This is a genomic window from Xanthomonas sp. LMG 12462 (assembly GCF_009192885.1).
Taxonomy (GTDB): domain Bacteria; phylum Pseudomonadota; class Gammaproteobacteria; order Xanthomonadales; family Xanthomonadaceae; genus Xanthomonas_A; species Xanthomonas_A sontii.
Window position 1 is genome coordinate 15567 of record NZ_NMPP01000072.1, and the last position, 18105, is coordinate 33671.

13 protein-coding genes are annotated in these 18105 nt (G+C 69.9%); 7 read left to right on the forward strand and 6 right to left on the reverse strand.

All coding sequences use genetic code 11. From position 1 onward, the window contains the following. Window positions 1–43: 43 nt before the first annotated feature. Window positions 44–1018, reverse strand: a complete 975-nt coding sequence (locus tag CEK69_RS15980) for a lipase family protein (RefSeq protein WP_152246642.1) — start codon at window positions 1016–1018, stop codon at window positions 44–46. A 289-nt stretch (window positions 1019–1307) separates the two neighbouring features. Here CEK69_RS15980 and CEK69_RS15985 point away from each other — a divergent pair, with 289 nt between their 5' ends. Beyond that, window positions 1308–1796 (forward strand): pyridoxamine 5'-phosphate oxidase family protein, encoded by a 489-nt coding sequence (locus tag CEK69_RS15985; RefSeq protein WP_010342308.1) that lies wholly within the window; start codon window positions 1308–1310, stop codon window positions 1794–1796. Window positions 1797–1968: 172 nt separating this feature from the next. Here CEK69_RS15985 and CEK69_RS15990 read toward each other — a convergent pair whose 3' ends face one another. The 4 genes from CEK69_RS15990 to CEK69_RS16005 all read right to left on the reverse strand — a co-directional run bounded on the left by CEK69_RS15990 (window position 1969) and on the right by CEK69_RS16005 (window position 9011). After that, on the reverse strand, window positions 1969–3120 hold the full coding sequence (locus CEK69_RS15990; RefSeq protein ID WP_152246644.1) for a M50 family metallopeptidase: 1152 nt from the start codon (window positions 3118–3120) through the stop codon (window positions 1969–1971). Window positions 3121–3431: 311 nt separating this feature from the next. Beyond that, complete coding sequence (locus tag CEK69_RS15995) at window positions 3432–4469, reverse strand: HDOD domain-containing protein (protein ID WP_226975188.1); 1038 nt, start codon at window positions 4467–4469, stop codon at window positions 3432–3434. Between the two features lie 336 nt (window positions 4470–4805). Beyond that, complete coding sequence (locus CEK69_RS16000; RefSeq protein WP_152246648.1) at window positions 4806–5291, reverse strand: nuclear transport factor 2 family protein; 486 nt, start codon at window positions 5289–5291, stop codon at window positions 4806–4808. A 156-nt stretch (window positions 5292–5447) separates the two neighbouring features. Then, the gene (locus CEK69_RS16005; RefSeq protein ID WP_152246650.1) at window positions 5448–9011 is read right to left on the reverse strand and encodes a methylmalonyl-CoA mutase family protein; all 3564 of its coding nucleotides are present in this window, start codon (window positions 9009–9011) and stop codon (window positions 5448–5450) included. Between the two features lie 219 nt (window positions 9012–9230). On the opposite strand from CEK69_RS16005, the gene CEK69_RS16010 reads away from it, so the two are divergent. Next, window positions 9231–9548 carry a hypothetical protein gene (locus CEK69_RS16010; RefSeq protein ID WP_225851628.1) on the forward strand — a complete coding sequence of 106 codons (318 nt, stop codon included), beginning with the start codon at window positions 9231–9233 and terminating at the stop codon, window positions 9546–9548. Window positions 9549–10044: 496 nt separating this feature from the next. Beyond that, window positions 10045–11145 carry a Glu/Leu/Phe/Val dehydrogenase dimerization domain-containing protein gene (locus CEK69_RS16015; RefSeq protein WP_017908213.1) on the forward strand — a complete coding sequence of 367 codons (1101 nt, stop codon included), beginning with the start codon at window positions 10045–10047 and terminating at the stop codon, window positions 11143–11145. A gap of 123 nt (window positions 11146–11268) precedes the next feature. Here CEK69_RS16015 and CEK69_RS16020 read toward each other — a convergent pair whose 3' ends face one another. Further along, a complete protein-coding gene (locus tag CEK69_RS16020) occupies window positions 11269–14094 on the reverse strand; it encodes an autotransporter serine protease (RefSeq protein ID WP_226975189.1) in 2826 nt (941 codons plus the stop codon). Between the two features lie 204 nt (window positions 14095–14298). Here CEK69_RS16020 and CEK69_RS16025 point away from each other — a divergent pair, with 204 nt between their 5' ends. The 4 genes from CEK69_RS16025 to CEK69_RS16040 form a co-directional block, all read left to right on the forward strand. Then, window positions 14299–15474: a thiolase family protein gene (locus tag CEK69_RS16025; RefSeq protein WP_017914368.1), complete on the forward strand. Its 1176-nt coding sequence runs from the start codon at window positions 14299–14301 to the stop codon at window positions 15472–15474. 122 nt (window positions 15475–15596) lie between these two features. Next, window positions 15597–15938, forward strand: a complete 342-nt coding sequence (locus CEK69_RS16030) for a hypothetical protein (RefSeq protein ID WP_048490955.1) — start codon at window positions 15597–15599, stop codon at window positions 15936–15938. A 573-nt stretch (window positions 15939–16511) separates the two neighbouring features. Further along, window positions 16512–16865, forward strand: a complete 354-nt coding sequence (locus tag CEK69_RS16035) for a hypothetical protein (RefSeq protein WP_017908416.1) — start codon at window positions 16512–16514, stop codon at window positions 16863–16865. A gap of 127 nt (window positions 16866–16992) precedes the next feature. Continuing rightward, window positions 16993–18105: CHASE3 domain-containing protein (locus CEK69_RS16040; protein WP_226975190.1), on the forward strand; the 1113-nt coding region annotated here is incomplete at its 3' end.

Here is an 18105-nt window from a genome sequence, read left to right on the forward strand (position 1 = left end):
TGACCGCGGGCACCACGGGCGCGCCGCCAGGCCGCGCACGCACTCATGGCGTGGCCGCCGCCGGCGACGCCGCTGCCCCCTCCGGAAAGCCCAGCGCCTGCTCGGCCGCTCGCGCGGTCAGCGCCATGTCCGCCCAGGCCGGATGCGGCGTGGTGGGCGGGATCTGGCTGCGCATCAGCCGCTGCGGATCGGTCTGGTCGGCGAAGGTTCCGCTCCAGGCCTGCGGCGTCTGCCACAGGGCGTGCTGCAGCACGATCTGCATGTTGGCGATGGAGTGCCGCGCCAGCAGATGCGGAAACCAGGCACCGTTGACGTCGTAGGCAGTGCGGAACGCCTGCCCCACCGACGCATAGCCGAACGTGGACGGCGGCAGCGACGGCGCGTAGTCCCAGTAGTTGTAGCAGCGCGTGCTGTCGGCCGCGGCGATATGCGCGGCATAGGCCTGTTCCCAGCTCGCGTCGCCGACCATCGGGCTGCAGAAGTTGATGTTGCGGCTGGGCAGCCCCGGCCGGCTCAGCGCCAGGTCCAGCGAGAACAACTGGCTCAGCGCGCCGCCCAGGCTGTGCCCGGTGACGTAGACCTGGGTCGGCGCGAAGTGCTCCAGCAGCGCGAACAACTGCGCGCGCATCGAGGCGCGCATGGCGCCGCCCCTGCCGTTGTAGATGCCGTAGAACCCGGCCGACACCTGCGGCACCGGCGTGACGGTACGGGCGCTGGGCACGAAGGCGGTGGTGGAGAAGTCCAGGTCCTCGTAGATGTCCAGGTCCGAATCGGTGCCGCGGAACGCGAACAGATAGGTCCCGGCGGTGGCGGTGGAACGGAACAGCAGACCGAACAGCTCCTCGCTGCCCCCCAGCGGGTCGCCATCCCAGCCGGACCAGCGGGCGACCAGACGGTAGTCGGACGGCGCCGAGACCGGCTTGCCTTCGTAAGCCGCGTAGGCGGCGATGCTGGCGGCGGCCATCGCCAGGGTCAGTTGCGGCGGCAACAGCGGCTGCGTCGCGGGAATCGCACTCATCGGCAAACGTCCTGTCGGAAAGCGGCGCGTGCCGCGGGCAATCGGCACACGCCTTCCCTGCGGAACCGTGGTCCGTCCGCCACGCTGCATGCGTGGCGTGGTCGCTTAGTAGCACTGGGGATCGGCGCGATGCTTCGATACGCATCGCAGCGCGCTGCACATCGCCGCACTTGTCTACACGGGTACGCGCGTACCGGCTCTGCACGTGGCGTGCACCCTCCCGTCACGGACTGCGCGCGCCCCCGCAGGCACAGTGCAGGCGGGCACTGTCGCCCGCTCGGAGATCCGCATGGCCAGCCCGCAAGAACTGGAAGAGAAATTCTGGAAGGCATTGAAGTCCGACCGCACCGTGATGCTGGGTCTGGACGGCGTCGAGGACGGCCACGCCCGGCCGATGACCGCGCAGTTCGAGGGCGATCGCGGCGGCCCGATCTGGTTCTTCACCTCCAAGGACAACGCGCTGGTGCAGAAGCTGACGCAGAGCCAGCGGGTGATCGCGGCATTCAGCGCCAAGAACCACGACCTGTTCGCCAGCATCAGCGGCACGCTCAGCGTCGATAACGACCAGGCGGTGATCGAGCGCCTGTGGAACGGCTTCATCGACGCCTGGTACGAACAGGGCAAGGACGATCCGAAGCTGGCGCTGCTGCGCCTGGACCCGGATCACGCGCAGATCTGGCTCAACGGTTCCAGCCTGATGGCCGGCATCAAGGTGCTGTTCGGCATCGACCCCAAGCGCGACTACCAGGACAAGGTCGCCGACGTGCCGCTGCGCTGAGGCAGACGCGCTCGCCACGCCGCCGTCGCGCCGGCTGCATGCGTGCAGCCGGGGCATCCCGCTCGGCCGGCCGCCTCCTGCCCGCCGGGCGCATCGCGTCTGCATGACATCGAGAAAACGCGCCGCGCTTCATGCGAGCGGCGCATGGCGTCGACCGCGCCGAAGCAACGGGTCATTCGGCCTTTAGCAGTCCACGGATCGCATCGCGCAGCACGGCTTCGGTGGCTCGCAGGGCACGATCGACCTGGTCTTCGGCCACCGCCTCCGCCAGCCGCAACCACGCCTGCGCCCCCGCCGGGTCGGCGTGCCGCACGGCCATCAGTGCCCGGCAGCGCGGGCGCAACGCTGGAGCGATCCAGTCCGCCTCCGCCGTCAGTCCCGCATCCAGCACCTCCATCTCGGCGCTTCCTGCCATTGCACGCGAAAATGCGAATTCGCACCGCAGCAGCATGACCAGCGTCTCCCATTGCGCGGCAGCGTGCCCCGCCTCGGCGAGGCGCTGCTCCATCTGCGGTTGCAGTTCCGCCGCTTGCCGCCACTGACCACGCTGCTGCGCCGCCTTCAACGCAAACCAGCTGTGGCACAAGGCCAGGTCGCTGCGTGCGAGCACGTCCAGGCGGGACGGCGACAGCCTGTCCGCGGTGACGCCCTGGCATGTCCACCCATTGAGTTCGGCAAGCACGTACGCCGGGGCATCCGCTTCGTGCCACTGCGCCACATTCACCCATTGCAAGCCGTCGGTTGCTCCCGACCGTCCCTGCACCGGCAACAGATTGATCAGCGCGACCGCGAAGTTGAGGACGCCGATGCCAACGCAGAATGCGCCCAGATTGCTGTCGACCCCGGCGCATCGCGCGGCAAGCCATGCGATCGACGCCACCAGCAGATTGGCCGCCGGCCCGCCGACGATCGTAAATCGATACTGCCGGCGTAGCGACAGGGAGGGATCCGGCACGGGCAGCACGAAACCGATCGGATGGCCCGGACGCACGCGCCGCCAACGCATCCTCCAGCCACGGCGGCGCGCATGCAGTTGCAGCGGGCCGATATGGATCAGGTAGACGGTCATGCCCGCGGCACGCGCCGCCAGCACGTGGCCGCACTCGTGCAGCGCCACCGTCGCCATGCCCGCCAGCGGAAGACTGAGCAGGATCACCGGCAACTCGACCATGCCCGGTGCCCAGACGCCCTGGACCAGGGCGATAGCGCCGACCGCCATCGCCGAGACGCCGATCAGCAACAGCACGCCCTGCACGCCTGTCAGGAGCCGATTGAGCCAGGGCGATGGCATCCACGCGCCGCGTGTTGTCCCGGCCGAACTCATGACCGGCTCCGCGCGGCACCGAGCGGCCACCTGCCAAGCCGGAACCGCGCAGCGCACGCATGCGCATGCGCCGCCAGCAGGGCGCCACCTTCATGGACGCCGATCGTCGCCAACGGCGCCAGCAAGCAGATCAGCCTCGGCGCCAGCGTGGACACGACAGGGATCCGCGCCTGCGTCGGCGCATGCTGTCTCGCGCTGTCGGCTGCGTCGACCTCCCGTCGCATCGCCCGGTGGCCGAGCACCGCTCCGGCAGTCGGCCGCTCTGCCGCACGTTTCGACCAATCACTGGCTGGACCACGCAACGGCGCCACCTAACGGCGATAGCGCACCGCCAGCTGCGCGGCCGCCGCGGCGCGATGCCGGCGCAGGGCCAGGCCGAGCGCACTCATGGTCGCCACATCGGCGTCGCCCGACTGCTCCTCCAGGGCGCGTTGCACGCGCGGCGACAGCCCCCAGTCCGCAGAGATAGCCTTGGCGCAGTGTGCCGACCAGGCCTCCAGCATCTCGGTCATCGCCGCCGGCGTTGGCGCTGCCTCGGCGTGGCGTGCGTGGACATCGCGCAGCACCTGCACCACCGAGACCGCGCCCAGCCCGCACAACAGCGCCAGCAGCTGCGCGGCGTTCGCATCCTCGCGGTCGGGCCCCTGGGAGGCGGCGTGCGCCGACAGCAGGGTGTGTTCCCACAGCACCGCCGCACAGCGGCCGAAGACGCTGCCGTCGTCGACGATCACCGGTTGCAGCAGCGCCGCCAGCACGATCTGGCGCAGGCCCTCGGTGCCGAGCAGGGCCACCGCCCGCTCCAGGTTCTCGATCGGCTCGGGATGGCGGCGGTAGACGACGCTGTTGGCGATGCGCAGCAGGTTGCCGGCCAGCGCCGGGTCCTGGCCCAGGATCGTGGCGATGGAATGGGCGCCGGCGGTCGGGTCGTTGATCGCGCGGGTGAGCTGCGGCAGCAGGTGCGGGCGTCGCGGCGTGTAGCGCGGATGCGCATCGATGCGCGCCAGCACCGCGGCGGCCTCGGCCATGACCGCCGGCGCAGGCGTGACCGACGTGCTCACCAGCCGGCCGGCGAATGCCAGCTCGCACAGGCGCGCGAGGATCGCGGCGTCCGGCACCGGATCCAGATCGAGCAGGGCCGGGTCGGCGAAAGGGTCGAGGCCCGGGTCCACCGGGGCAACAGGCGCGGCTGGCGCGGTGGGTGCAGACACTGCCGGTGCCGCGGATACGTCGGCATCCTCGACATGGGCGCGCGCCTGCGGCGCCTCGGCCGCATCGCCAGGGCCACGCCGCAGCCACCACCACAGTCCGCCCCCCAGCACCAGCGCACCCGCACTGATGGCAATCCACATGATCGGCACGATCGTCGTCATCCGCAAAACATCGCCAGGTCCCCGCGCCCGGCCACCGGTGCGCGCCCACGCGGCACGCCATGTCATTCAAGCACGCCGCGCGGGTTTCTGCGCAACGCCGACGTGATGCGGTGGCCGACCGCCGTGAGGCGGTCATGGACAACGCGCGATCGCGCCACTCAGCAGCAAGCAAGCGGCGTGCCGACACCGCGCTGCACCACTCCATCAGCCTGTTGCGCCGCTCCTCGCTGCCGCCTGCGGACGGCACGTGGCGGGTATGGTCGGGGCGATGGGGCTTGAACGCCGACCTCTTGGGGGCGACGGCCGCCCCCTCGCTCAGTGCGGCGCCGGTGCGGGCGCGGTGCGATGCCCGTAGCTGAGTACCCGCGTCAACTTCCAACCGTCCGGGTCCTGGCGCCACACCATCACGAACTTGGCGATGCCCTCGCAGCGGCCGCTGGCCAGCTCGCAGAAGCGGTGCTCGCCTTCCTCGATCGCCCCGAAGTCCTTGATCGGATAGACCCGCAACGTACCGGGCAGCAACTCGCGGCGGACCTTGCCGCAGATCCATTTGCGCGTGTTGTCGACGACGCTCGCGCGGTCCCAGGTGACGCCGCCGGTGTCGTGGTAGAACTCCACGTCCGGCACGAACGACGACTCGAACGCCGCCAGGTCGCAGCGGTTGTAGGCCTCGAACAGGCGCTGGTCCAGCGCCGCGACGGTGTCGAACAGCGGCCCCGCCGCCCCATCCCCGGCCGGTTCCGCCGCGCGGGTCGCGGCCGCGCACGCCATCAACACTGCCAACGCTCCCCAGGCTTTCATCGGCACCCTCTGCGTGAATCGATGGGACACTATGAGACCGCCCAAGCCGCGGCCGCAAGATTGCCGCATGCGCTGGCGCGGCGCCGCAGAAGCGCACGCGGCAGGCACCCTCGCCGACGCCGGCGCGCCGGCGTCGGCAGCCACGACCGTCGGCGCCTACATGTTGCGCCGATACTCGCCGCCCACCTCGTACAGCGCATGGCTGATCTGGCCCAGGCTGTGAGTCTTGACCGCCTCCATCAGCGCCGCGAACACGTTGCGGCGCTCGCGCGCGGTGCGCTGCAGCGCGCCCAGGCCGGCGCCGTCGGCGGCCAGCGCCAGCGCGTTGCGGCGCTGCTGCCAGTCGCGCACGTTGCCGATCTGCTGGTCCTTCTCCTGCTCGGTGGAGCGGATCAGCTCGATCTCGGTCGCGGTTTCGCCGGCATGCTCCTTGGGCAGGAAGGTGTTGACCCCGACCAGCGGCAGACTGCCGTCGTGCTTCTTGTGTTCGTAGTACAGGCTCTCTTCCTGGATCTTGCCGCGCTGGTACATGGTGTCCATCGCGCCGAGCACGCCACCGCGCTCGCTGATCGCCTCGAACTCCTTGTACACCGCTTCTTCCACCAGGTCGGTGAGCTGCTCGACGATGAAGCTGCCCTGCCAGGGGTTCTCGCAGAAGTTCAGCCCCAGCTCCTTGTTGATGATCATCTGGATCGCCACCGCGCGGCGCACGCTTTCCTCGGTCGGCGTGGTGATCGCCTCGTCGTAGGCGTTGGTGTGCAGGCTGTTGCAGTTGTCGAACAGCGCGTACAGCGCCTGCAGCGTGGTGCGGATGTCGTTGAACTGGATCTCCTGCGCGTGCAGCGAACGGCCCGAGGTCTGGATGTGGTACTTCATCATCTGGCTGCGCTCGTTGCCGCCGTAGCGCTCGCGCATCGCCCGTGCCCAGATCCGCCGCGCCACGCGGCCGATCACCGTGTACTCCGGGTCCATGCCGTTGCTGAAGAAGAAGCTCAGGTTCGGCGCGAAATCGTCGATGTGCATGCCGCGCGCCAGGTAGTACTCGACGATGGTGAAACCGTTGCTGAGGGTGAAGGCGAGTTGGCTGATGGGGTTCGCGCCGGCCTCGGCGATGTGATAGCCGGAGATCGACACCGAGTAGAAGTTGCGCACCTTCTGCTCGACGAAATACTGCTGGATGTCACCCATCATGCGCAGCGCGAACTCGGTGCTGAAGATGCAGGTGTTCTGCGCCTGGTCTTCCTTGAGAATGTCGGCCTGCACCGTGCCGCGCACGCTGGACAGGGTCTGCGCCTTGATCTGCGCGTAGGTCTCCGCGTCCAGCAACTGGTCGCCGCTGACCCCGAGCAGGGCCAGGCCGAGGCCGTCGTTGCCCGGCGGCAACGCGCCGTGATAGCGCGGGCGTTCGCGGCCTTCGAACAACCGGGCCAGCGTCTGCTCGGCCTGGGCCCAGCGCTGCGCATCGGCCTTGAGATGTTTCTCCACCTGCTGGTCGATGGCGGTGTTCATGAACATCGCCAGGATCATCGGCGCCGGGCCGTTGATGGTCATCGACACGCTGGTGGTCGGCGCACACAGGTCGAAGCCGGAGTACAGCTTCTTCATGTCGTCCAGGGTCGGGATGTTGACTCCGGAGTTGCCGATCTTGCCGTAGATGTCCGGGCGCGGCGCCGGGTCCTCGCCGTACAGGGTGACGCTGTCGAAGGCGGTGGACAGGCGCGCGGCCGGCTGGCCGACGCTCAGGTAGTGGAAGCGCCGGTTGGTGCGCTCGGGCGTGCCCTCGCCGGCGAACATGCGGATCGGATCCTCGCCGGTGCGCCGGTACGGATACACGCCGCCGGTGTACGGATAGCTGCCGGGCAGGTTCTCCTTGCCGAGGAAGGTCAGCAGTTCGCCCCAGCTCTTGTAGCGTGGCGCGGCGATCTTCGGAATGGACTGGTGGCTCAGCGACTCCCGGTAGTTCTCCACCCGGATCGGCTTGCCGCGCACCGCGTATTCGGTGACCGGGTCGGTGATCGACTTCAGCCGCTGCGGCCACTCGCGCAGCAGTTTCAGCGATTCGCTGGACAGCGACTGCAAGGCATCGTTGTAGCGCTGGCGCAGGAGCAGCAGGCTGGCATCGACGGCGTCAGCGGACGCATCGGCGGATGCACGCGACGCCGGCAGCAGATCCTGCGCCGCATACAGTTCCAGCTGCGCCGGCAGTTGCGGGTCCTGCAGTTCGTGCAGCGCTTGCCAGAACGCCTGCGCGCGGTCGGCGGCCTCGGCCTGGCGCAGCACCCCGGCATTGATCGTCCGGCCCTGCTCGGCGATCTCGGCCAGGTAGCGCACGCGCGCGCCGGGGATCAGCACGGTGGCGCGCGGCTCCTTCAGCGTGGTGTCGAGCTGCGGGCGGAAATCGCAGTGCGCCGGCGGGGCAGCGGCGACATCGGCCTGCGCCGTCAGCTTGTCGCGCAGCAGACGGCACAGATTGACGAACATCCAGCTCACGCCGGGGTCGTTGAACTGGCTGGCGATGGTCGGATACACCGGCACCGCCTCGTCCTCCAGCTGGAACGCCGCGCGGTTGCGCCGCCACTGCTTGCGCACGTCGCGCAGCGCGTCCTCGGCGCCGCGCCGGTCGTACTTGTTCAGCACCACCAACTCGGCGAAGTCGAGCATGTCGATCTTCTCCAGCTGGCTCGGCGCGCCGTAGTCGCTGGTCATCACGTACACCGGGAAATCGACCAGGTCGACGATCTCCGAATCGCTCTGGCCGATACCGGCGGTCTCCACGATTACCAGGTCGTAGCCGATGCCCTTGAGCAGCGCGATGCAGTCCTTCAGCACCCGGTTGGTGGCGGCGTGCTGGCGCCGCGTGGCCATCGAGCGCATGTACACACGCGGGCTGCGCAGCGCGTTCATGCGGATGCGGTCGCCGAGCAGCGCACCGCCGGTGCGGCGGCGGCTGGGGTCGACCGAGACCACCGCGATGCGCATCTGCGGGAAGCTGGCCAGGAAGCGGTTGAGCAGCTCGTCGGTGACCGAGGACTTGCCGGCACCGCCGGTGCCGGTGAGGCCGAGCACGGGCGCGGTGCGCCGACTGCGCGGCTCGGCCGCCGAGACCGCGCCGGACTGCCACTGCTTGCGCAACAGCGCCAGTTCCGCCTCCGAGAACGCGCCGTCCTCGATCGCCGACAGCATCCGGCCGATGCCGATCTCGTCGTCGATGTCCGGCAGCGGGGAGCCGGCCGGCGTCGCGCCACGCGCCTCCGCCGCGGTCTCACGCCCTTTCCCGGCACGCGCCACCACGTCCTCGATCATCTCCACCAGGCCCATCTTCATGCCGTCGTTGGGGTGGTAGATGCGCTCCACGCCGTAGGCCTGCAGTTCGGCGATCTCCTCGGGCGTGATGGTGCCGCCACCGCCACCGAATACGCGCACATGGCCGGCGCCGCGCTCGCGCAGCATGTCGACCATATACTTGAAGTACTCCACGTGCCCGCCCTGGTAGGACGACAGCGCGATCGCGTCGGCGTCCTCGTGCAGCGCCGCGCGCACCACGTCCTCGACGCTGCGGTTGTGGCCGAGATGGATCACCTCGGCGCCCTGCGCCTGGATCAGGCGGCGCATGATGTTGATCGCCGCATCGTGGCCGTCGAACAGGCTGGCGGCGGTGACGAAACGCAAGGGACTGGCGTCGGTCTGCGGCAACGGAACGCGGGACGCGGGAAGGCTCATCGTGCGGACATCGAAAAGAGAATGCCGCGATTCTAGGCGCGCAGCGCGACACGGGCAGGTTGCGCTGCAGCATGCAGACCTGCGTCCCCTTGCCGCTAGCGCGCCGCTGCGCCTGGCTATCCGCTGCATGAATACGCCCTCGGCCGCGCGTCAACACACATGCCGGTGGCGGCGTTTCCTCCCGCGTCGGCACCCCGCCGATGCCTTCGGAGACATCGCATGTTCGCTCGTCCCTTGTTGCTGGCCACCCTGCTCGGCGGCGCGCTCGCCGGCGCCATGGCCGCCGCGCCCGCGCAGGCGCGCGAAGTGGTGGAACTGTCGGTCCGCACCGCGCCACCGCCGCCTCGGGTGGAACGGGTGGTGGTGCGGCCCGGCTATGTCTGGATGCCCGGCTACTGGCAATGGAACGGACGCCACCACGTCTGGGTCGCCGGCCGCTACGTGGTGGAACGGCCGGGCTACGTCTATGTCGGTCCGCGCTGGGAGCACTACGGCCCCGCCTATCGCTTCCACGCCGGCTATTGGGTACGCCGCTAGTCCATCCATCCCCAGGGAGACGCGATCGCCGTGCCGGCGGCGATCGCGGGCCACGCCGCCGCGGCATGCGGGGCCGCGGCGGTACGGGCCCACCGCTGCCAACCACTGCTACCGACCGCTGCCGCCCCACGGCGCCGGCGCTCGTCCCGTGCCACTGCACCGGCTCGGCCACCGTCAGCACTCGACCGACCAGATCCGCCATCGCACCGCCAGCACCCGGGTGCCCAGCGCCATTGCCGCGGAAGCCCGCGTCCCGCCACCACGCAAGCCGCCCGGCGAACCGGCACGCCACCTGCCCGACTGGCGTCGCACAGAGCCGCGAGATTCCCGCGCGTGGCCGCGGCGCCGTCGCGCGGGCGGCCGGCAATTGCTTTAAAATGCCGCCATCGCGACGCTCAGGGCCTGTTCCGGAACCGTCGCGTTTTTGTTTTGCGCCACCCACCAGGCACGTTCCTGGACCATGGTGTCCGACACCTGCAACGCCAGCGGAGCCCCCATGCTTTTCGAAACGCTAGCCAACACCGGCCACGAACAGGTCGTCTTCTGCCACAACCGCGACGTGGGACTGCAGGCGATCATCGCCATCCACAACACCGTGCTCGGCCCCGCGCTGGGCGGCGTGCGCATGCGCCCCTACGCCAACACCGAGTCCGCCCTGCAGGACGCGCTGCGGCTCAGCCGCACCATGACCTACAAGAACGCGCTGGCCGGGCTCAACATCGGCGGCGGCAAGGCGGTGATCATCGGCGACCCGAAGAGCGACAAGTCCGAAGCGCTGTTCCGCGCCTTCGGCCGCTACGTCGATTCGCTGGGCGGCCGCTACATCACCGCCGAGGACGTCGGCACCGACGTCAACGACATGGAGCAGATCTACCTGGAGACCGAGTACGTCACCGGCGTGCACCAGGTGCACGGCGGCTCCGGCGACCCGGCCCCGTTCACCGCCTACGGCGCGCTGCAGGCGCTGATGGCGTCGCTGCAGCGCAAGTTCGGCCACGAGGAGATCGGCAAGACCAGCATCGCCGTGCAGGGCCTGGGCCACATCGGCATGGAGCTGGTGAAGCTGCTCAAGGAACGCGGCGCCAAGCTGTTCGTGACCGACCTGGACCCGGCGCTGGTCGCGCGCGCGGTGGCCGAATACGGCGCCGAGGCGGTGGACCCGGACGACATCTACGACGTCGCCGCCGACGTGCTGGCGCCGTGCGCCATGGAGAGCGCGCTCGACGAGGCCAAGCTGCCGCGGCTCAAGGTCAAGATCGTCTGCGGCACCGCCAACAACCAGTTGGCCAATGCCGCGGTCGGCGAGGAACTGCACCGCCGCGGCATCCTCTACGCGCCCGACTACGCGGTCAACGCCGGCGGCGTCATGAACGTGTCGCTGGAGATCGACGGCTACAACCGCGAACGCGCGATGCGGCTGATCCGCAGCATGTACCACAACCTCGGCAAGATCTTCGACCTGTCCGAGCGCGAGAACATTCCGCCGCAACAGGCCGCCGACCGCATCGCCGAGGCGCGCATGCAGGCGATCGGCAAGCTCAAGCTGCCGCTGGGCCGTACCGCACCGCGCTCGATGGGCCACCTGCGCGGCGAGTGATGCCTCGCGCCGCCTCCTGCGCCGCAGGCGGGAGGCCGCAGATCGCAGGGCTGGGACGTCCCGGCCCTGCTTGACGGATCCACCCTGCACCGGCGCCGCACGCGCCGGGCCGGGTCCCCGGACTCAGAAGCCCAGGCGATAGCGCAGCGACACCGCGCGGTCGTCGCCGCGCGGGCCGAAGCGCTGGTCGTAACCCAGCCCCAGCAACGCCCCATTCCAGCGGGTCTGCAGGCTGGCGCCGAACAGGCCGCCGGAGCGCGCCGGCTGCAGGTCCACCAGCGGCGCCCAGGCGTTCACGCCGACGAAGCTGGCCTGCCGGTCCAGTCCCTGCGCGGCCAGCGTCTGCTGCCACTCGGCATAGCCCTGCAGCGACCAGCCGCGCCCGCCGAAGCCGCCGCGCAGGCCGGCCAAGGCCTGGCTGCGCGAGGAACTGGCGGCACCGGCCATCAGCCCGAAGCCATCGCCGCCCTGTTCGCGGAAGCCATCGCTGTCGATGCGGCTGTAGTCGGCGCCGGCATACGGGGTCAGCCACGCCGGGCCGCGCCCGAGCCGATAGCCGACCTCCACGCTGGAGGACAGGAAGCGACCGGCATAACGGCTGGAGGCGTCGGCAACGGTGTCGCCGAGCAGCAGGCTGCGGTCGAGCTGGCGCTGGTACTGGCCGCTGCCCAGTTGCGCCAGCGCGTACGCATTGCCCGCCATCGCGCCGAGATAGGCCTGGCCCTGCACCTGGCGGTTGCGGCTGCGGTCCAGGCTGCCGGCGTCGCTGGCGCGGCTCTCGCCGAAGGCGAAGCCGGCCACCGCGTGGTCGCCCAGGCGCAGGTCCTGGCCCATCAGCCAGCCATCGAGCTGGAACTGGCTGCCGGCGAAGCTGCCCTGCCCGGTCTCGCCCAAGCGCTGGCTCCAGGCGCCGACCGCGCGCGGCTGGTCGACCAGCGTATCGAAGCGGCTGGACAGCGCGCGCCGCTGCAGGTCCATGGTGTCGAAGGTCATCGCGGTGGCCGCGGCATGCGCCTCGCCGGACAGGCTGCGCAGCGTCGCCGACGCCGCCGCCACGCTCGGCGACTGCTGCACCGCGCCGGCCGCCTTGAGCAGGGCGCCGTCGACCGTGGCCGGGTCGTGGCTCAGCTGCGTGTTGAGCTGCGCGAACGCCGCGTCCACGCGCGTCGCCGAGGCCAGCGTGGCGGCGGTGATGTTGCCGAAGCTGGCCGCGGCCGCGGTGACGCTCAGCGACTGCACGGTGATCGAGGCACTGGTGGCGTCGTAGGACAGCGACGAGGTCAGGAACACGTTCGACGGCGTGGTCACCGAGGCGAAGGTACCGGTGAGCCCGCCGTTGGCCTGCAGCACCGTGTACGCGGTGTTGTTGACCACGTAGTCGCGCTTGCCGAGCACGTACAGCGAACCGCCCTGCAGGGTGGCGCTGCCGCCGACCGAGAGCTTGTCGCCGACCAGCAGCGCCAGGCGGCCGTTGCTGCTCTGCACGTAGTTGCCGCTCAGGCTCAGCGTGGCCGCACCGACCTGGAAGGTGCCTGCATTGGCGACGCTGCCGCCGAGCGCGCCGGTGCCGACGAAGGTGGCGCCATTGCTGATCGCCACGTTCGAGCTGCCCAGGCTGGCCGCGCTGAGCGTGCCGCCCTGCACCTGGGTGTCGCCGCTGTAGGTGTTCTGGGTGCCGCTGAGGGTCAGCGTGCCGCTGCCCTGCTTGATCAGCCCGCCGCTGCCGGCGATGTTGTTGGCCCAGGTCGAATTGCCGGTGAACCCCACCGTCACGTCGCCCCAGTCGAAGCGGCCCGGTCCCTGCACGGCCTTGCCGACGTTGAGCAGGCCGTAGCCGAAGGTCGCGTCCACGCCGGGCGTGCCCAGGTCGGTGGCGGTACCGAGCAGGGTCTGCCGGACCAGGTCGTTGGTGAAGTACGGGAAGGCCTGCCAGACCAGCGCCGCCGCGCCGGACACCAGCGGCGCCGCGAACGAGGTGCCGCTGCCGTAGTAGTAGTCGGGGTTGCTGGTGGAGGTGGTCGCCTTGGGATCGACGAACACCTCGGTGCCGGGCGCGACCAGGCAGTAGCGCATCGCCGCGCCGCAGGCGTTGGAGTACGAGGCCAGTTGCGTGCCGGTGCTCGAATCGGTTGCCGCCACCACCAGCCAGCCGCGCTCCAGGTCCGCCGCCGGCAGGGTGCCGTTGGGGCCGGCCTTGCTGGGCAGCGAAGCGATGTCCGAGGGCGTGGACTTGGATTCGTTGCCGGCGGCGAACACCACCAGGCCACCGTTGCCGAGCACGAACGGACGGTACTCGGCGGCGATGGCATTGGTCGAGTTCAGGTCGGTCCAGTAGATGCCGCCCCACGAGTTGTTCATCACCTTGACGCCGGCATTGATCAGGTCCTGGTGCACCTGGGTCAGGCCCAGTCCGCCGCTGACCTGGTTGCCGCTGCCGCTGCCGTCGTCCTTGGGCGGCGTGTCGGAAATGATGCGCGCGGACACGATCTGCGCGCCCGGCGCGATGCCGCCCGGCCACTGTCCGACCGACTTGCCTGCCGCCAGCTGCGCCACGGTGGTGCCGTGGCCGTCGACGTCGTCGACCTTGGTGTTGTTCTGGCTCGGATCGACGTAGATCAGGTTCGACACCACCCGCCCGGCCAGCGCCGGATGGTTGCGGTTGACGCCGGTGTCGACCACGCCGATGCGGTAACCGCTGCCGTCGTAGCCGGCGTTGTGCGCGGCCAGCGTATTGGTCAGGGTCAGGTGCGCGTCGAACGCCGGCTGGGGCGGCGGCGGCGAGGTCGGAGGTGGCGACGTCGGCGGCGGCGGCGGAGGCGGCGGTGGCGGAGGCGGAGGCGGCGAGGTCGGTGGCGGACTGCCATGGGTCAGATTGCCGCCACCGCCACCGCCGCCACCGCACGAGGTGAGCGCAACCGCTACCGCGGCCGCCAATAGCGACCGTGCCATCAATGCCCGCATGTCCTTCCCCTCAAATGTCGTCTGCCGGCCATACGGCCGGTGTTGCCCCCGTTAGCGGCCGCCGACGACGGCGCTGAACTACGTCAAATCTACACTGGAATGCAAACCATAGGACTGGCCCGGCAGTGGACGCAATTGGCAGAACCCGCGCCGCGGCCGATAATCGGCACACCACTTTCGTAAGGGTTTGCCATGACCGAGATCGTCATCGCCGCGGCCAAGCGCACCGCCATCGGCGCGTTCCTGGGCCAGTTCAACGGCGTGCCCACGCCGACGCTGGGCGCCGCGGCCATCCGTGCCGCGCTGGAGCAGTCCGGCATCCCCGCCGCCGACGTCTCCGAAGTCATCATGGGCTGCGTGCTGCCGGCCAACCTCGGCCAGGCCCCGGCACGTCAGGCCGCGCGCGCGGCCGGCGTGCCCGACGGCACCGGCGCCACCACCATCAACAAGGTCTGCGGCTCGGGCATGAAGGCGGTGATGCTCGGACACGACCTGATCAAGGCCGGTTCGGCCAGCATCGTCGTCGCCGGCGGCATGGAGTCGATGAGCAACGCGCCGCACCTGCTGCCGAACTCGCGTACCGGCAACCGCTACGGCAACTTCCAGGCGGTCGACCACATGGCCTGGGACGGCCTGACCAATCCCGACGACGGCCAGGCGATGGGCGTGTTCGGCGAGGCCACCGCGGAGAAGTTCGGCTTCAGCCGCCAGGACCAGGACGCGTTCGCGATCGAATCGGTGAACCGCGCGCAGGCCGCGCAGCGCGATGGCGCCTTCGCCGATGAGATCGTCCCGGTCGCCGTGGCCACCCGCAAGGGCGAGGTACGGGTCGACAGCGACGAGCAGCCGGGCAAGTCCGACGTGACCAAGATCCCGGCGCTGAAGCCGGCGTTCAAGAAGGACGGCACGGTCACCGCGGCCAGCTCCTCGAGCATCTCCGACGGCGCCGCCGCGCTGGTGCTGCTGGGCGCCGACGAGGCCGCCCGCCGCGGCGTCGCGCCGCTGGCCCGGATCGTCGGCCACGCGACCTTCTCGCAGGCGCCGGAATGGTTCACCACCGCGCCGGTGGGCGCGATCCGCAAGCTGCTCGACCAGGTCGGCTGGAGCCTGGACGACGTCGACCTGTTCGAGATCAACGAAGCCTTCGCCGTGGTGGCGATGGTGCCGATCAAGGAACTGGGCCTGGACCACGCCAAGGTCAACGTCCATGGCGGCGCCTGCGCGCTCGGCCATCCGATCGGCGCCTCCGGTGCGCGGCTGCTGGTGACATTGCTAAATGCGTTGCGCAGCCGTGGCGGCCGCCGCGGAATCGCGACGCTGTGCATCGGCGGTGGCGAAGCGACAGCGGTCGCCATCGAATTGATTTGATTGGGATTAACCCCTGAAACACAAAAATGAATGCGCGTGCGCTTGACAGCCGACTTTGGCTTGTCATCATGTTGAGGGCGCGCATTCGCGCGTTGCCTAACTAAACGACGAGGATAGACACAATGAGCATCAACAAGCTGCTGATCGCAATGGCCCTGGGCCTGGCCCTGGCCGCGTGCTCGAAGCAGGAGCAGGCCCAGGACGCCGCCGCTTCGGCTAACGAAGCCGCCACCGACGCGCAGGCTGCTGCCGACCAGTCGGCTGCCGCCGGCGCCCCGACCGCCGACGCCGCTCAGGCCGCTGCCGACACCGCCGCGACCGCCGCCAACACCGCTGCCGACGCTTCGGCCGCTGCCGCCGCTGCCCCGACCGATGCCGCTGCCGACAAGGCTGCCGACACCGCCAAGGCTGCGGAAGACACCGCCGACAAGGCGAAGGACGCTGCTCAGGAAGCCAAGAAGTAATCACTTCTCGCTTTTTGCAGTCCTGAAAGAGCCGCTGGTCCGCCAGCGGCTTTTTCTTTGCCTGGCGTTTACCGGGCAGTGCGGCAACGGCGCCACCAGCGTGCCGGCACAGCGAGTTCCCGGAGGGCGGCGTGGGTGACGACGCATGCATGTTCGCCTCGCGCGAATGCCGCGCCGTCGTCCGCCGCTGACGTCGCCTCGCAAGCGTGCGTCCCCGCACACAGAATTCGTCCGCGCCATTGCGTCGTCCACGCGTAGCGCGCATGCAAGCGCGACGCATGACCCGCACGACGCGCCGCACCGCCGCCCGCGGCGAGCGATGCGGTCGATGCGCACCGCTGCCACGCGCCATGCACGTGCGGCGCGTACGCGCCGACGCCGCACATCCGCATGGCCCGCATGCGACGGCAGCCGCGCGCATCGCAGTGCCTGGCTCCCACCCCACGGCGCCTCCCCCACCATCGGCAGCGCCTTCCTGAACACTGCCCCGCGCCACCGCTCCGCCTTGACGCAGGCTGCATGCGCGTCCGCCTAGGCTGCGCCGCGTCACCCACCCGTGGACGGAGAAGCCGCATGAACAAGACCCCGATCGTGGCCCTGCTGGGCGCCCTCGCACTGGCCGGCTGCCAGGGTCCCGAATCGCAGCAGGCACAACGCGACGCCAAGGTCGCTGCCGAACAGACCGGCGAAGCGGCCAAGGAAGCCGCCGGCCAGGTCGCGCAGGCCGGGCGCGAGGTCGCCGCCGACGCGCGCGATGCCGCGCACCGTGCGGCCAACTCCGATGCCGTCAAGGATGCCTCGGCCGCAGCCAAGGAGATGGCGGCCGATGCCAGCGAGGCGACGGCGAATGCGGCGCAGAAAGTCGCCGACAAGGCACGCGAGAACGCCAACGAAGATCCGCACAACGGCGACCGCGAGCAGCATTGAGTCATTGGCCGTCCCCGTGCATGCGGGGGCGGCCTCTGCCGCGCAGCGCGTGCCGCGCGCTGTGCCGGCAGGGCGTCTTTTGTGACGCCGGTCCAAGGCGTTCGCGGCGTCACGGTAGACTTTTGCGATGCCGATTCTCCAACGTGTGCGGGCCAGGACCCGTCTAGCCCTGCTGTTCTCCGCCGCGGTCTTCGTGCTGATCGGCGCCGGCGTGTTCTACGGCGCACAACGCGCGATCTCCGACGCCGCACGCGTCGCGCATACCCACGAAGTGCTGCGCAACATCGACGAGGTGCAATCCACCTTGCTGATGACCGAATCCTCGTTGCGCGGCTACGAGTTGACCGACAACCAGGCCTATCTGAGCCTCTACTACGACAGCGCCGAACGCGTGCCGCGGCAGTTGGCGCAGCTGCGCAAGCTGGTTTCCGACAATCCCGTGCAGATCGCCAACATCCAGGTGCTGCAGCAGTCGATGGACACGCGCCTGCGGCAGATGCGGGAGATGCTCGCGGTGTACCAGCGCGACGGCCTGCAGGCGCTGCGGCAGGCGATGGCGCCCAGCGTGTACCAGAGCTCCAGCGCGATCCGCGACCAAGTGCAGCAGATGACCGACGTGGAACTGCAACTGCTGCAGAGCCGGGACACCTCCAACCAGCGCAGCGCCGACATGCTGCTGGTGCTCGCCCTGGCCGGCATCCCGTTCGGCCTGGGCAGCGTCGGCGTGGTGTACGCGCTGCTGCTGCGCGAACTGCGCAACCGCAGCAACGCCGAGCAGGCCGCCTCGGTCGCCAACGAGAAGATGGAAACCAGCATCACCGAGCTGGAGCGCACCAGTGCCGATCTCAACGCGCTCAGCCGCTATACCGGCCTGCTGCAGAGTTGCGTGGAGCCGGCCGAGGCACTGACGGTGACCGCACGCCTGCTCGCCGCGCTGATGCCCGACACCGGCGGCAGCGTCTACCTGCTGCGCGCCTCGCGCGACCGCGCCGAGGAGATCGTCAGTTGGGGCCAGCCGCCGGTCGGCAGCGAGCCGGCCGTGGCGCCGCAGGACTGCTGGGCCTTGCGCCGCGACAAGAGCCATTTCGTGCATGCGCAGGGCCACGACTCGGCCTGCGCGCATCTGCGCGAGGATCCCTACGCCGCCGGTGCCAGCACCGCCTGCATCCCGCTTTCCGCACAGGGCACGCAATTGGGCTTCGTGTTCCTGGCCGGGCGCGGCACCGGTCCGCTGCCGCGC

Bases quoted from the DNA above. Each gene is read 5' to 3' on its own strand.
- CEK69_RS16030 (WP_048490955.1), top strand. From the start codon at position 15,597: ATGAGCATCAACAAGCTGCTGATCGCAATGGCCCTGGGCCTGGCCCTG.
- CEK69_RS16035 (WP_017908416.1), top strand. From the start codon at position 16,512: ATGAACAAGACCCCGATCGTGGCCCTGCTGGGCGCCCTCGCACTGGCC.
- CEK69_RS16010 (WP_225851628.1), top strand. From the start codon at position 9,231: ATGTTCGCTCGTCCCTTGTTGCTGGCCACCCTGCTCGGCGGCGCGCTC.
- CEK69_RS16005 (WP_152246650.1), bottom strand. From the start codon at position 9,011: ATGAGCCTTCCCGCGTCCCGCGTTCCGTTGCCGCAGACCGACGCCAGT.
- CEK69_RS16000 (WP_152246648.1), bottom strand. From the start codon at position 5,291: ATGAAAGCCTGGGGAGCGTTGGCAGTGTTGATGGCGTGCGCGGCCGCG.
- CEK69_RS16020 (WP_226975189.1), bottom strand. From the start codon at position 14,094: ATGGCACGGTCGCTATTGGCGGCCGCGGTAGCGGTTGCGCTCACCTCG.
- CEK69_RS15990 (WP_152246644.1), bottom strand. From the start codon at position 3,120: ATGAGTTCGGCCGGGACAACACGCGGCGCGTGGATGCCATCGCCCTGG.
- CEK69_RS16015 (WP_017908213.1), top strand. From the start codon at position 10,045: ATGCTTTTCGAAACGCTAGCCAACACCGGCCACGAACAGGTCGTCTTC.
- CEK69_RS15995 (WP_226975188.1), bottom strand. From the start codon at position 4,469: ATGTGGATTGCCATCAGTGCGGGTGCGCTGGTGCTGGGGGGCGGACTG.
- CEK69_RS15985 (WP_010342308.1), top strand. From the start codon at position 1,308: ATGGCCAGCCCGCAAGAACTGGAAGAGAAATTCTGGAAGGCATTGAAG.
- CEK69_RS15980 (WP_152246642.1), bottom strand. From the start codon at position 1,018: ATGAGTGCGATTCCCGCGACGCAGCCGCTGTTGCCGCCGCAACTGACC.
- CEK69_RS16025 (WP_017914368.1), top strand. From the start codon at position 14,299: ATGACCGAGATCGTCATCGCCGCGGCCAAGCGCACCGCCATCGGCGCG.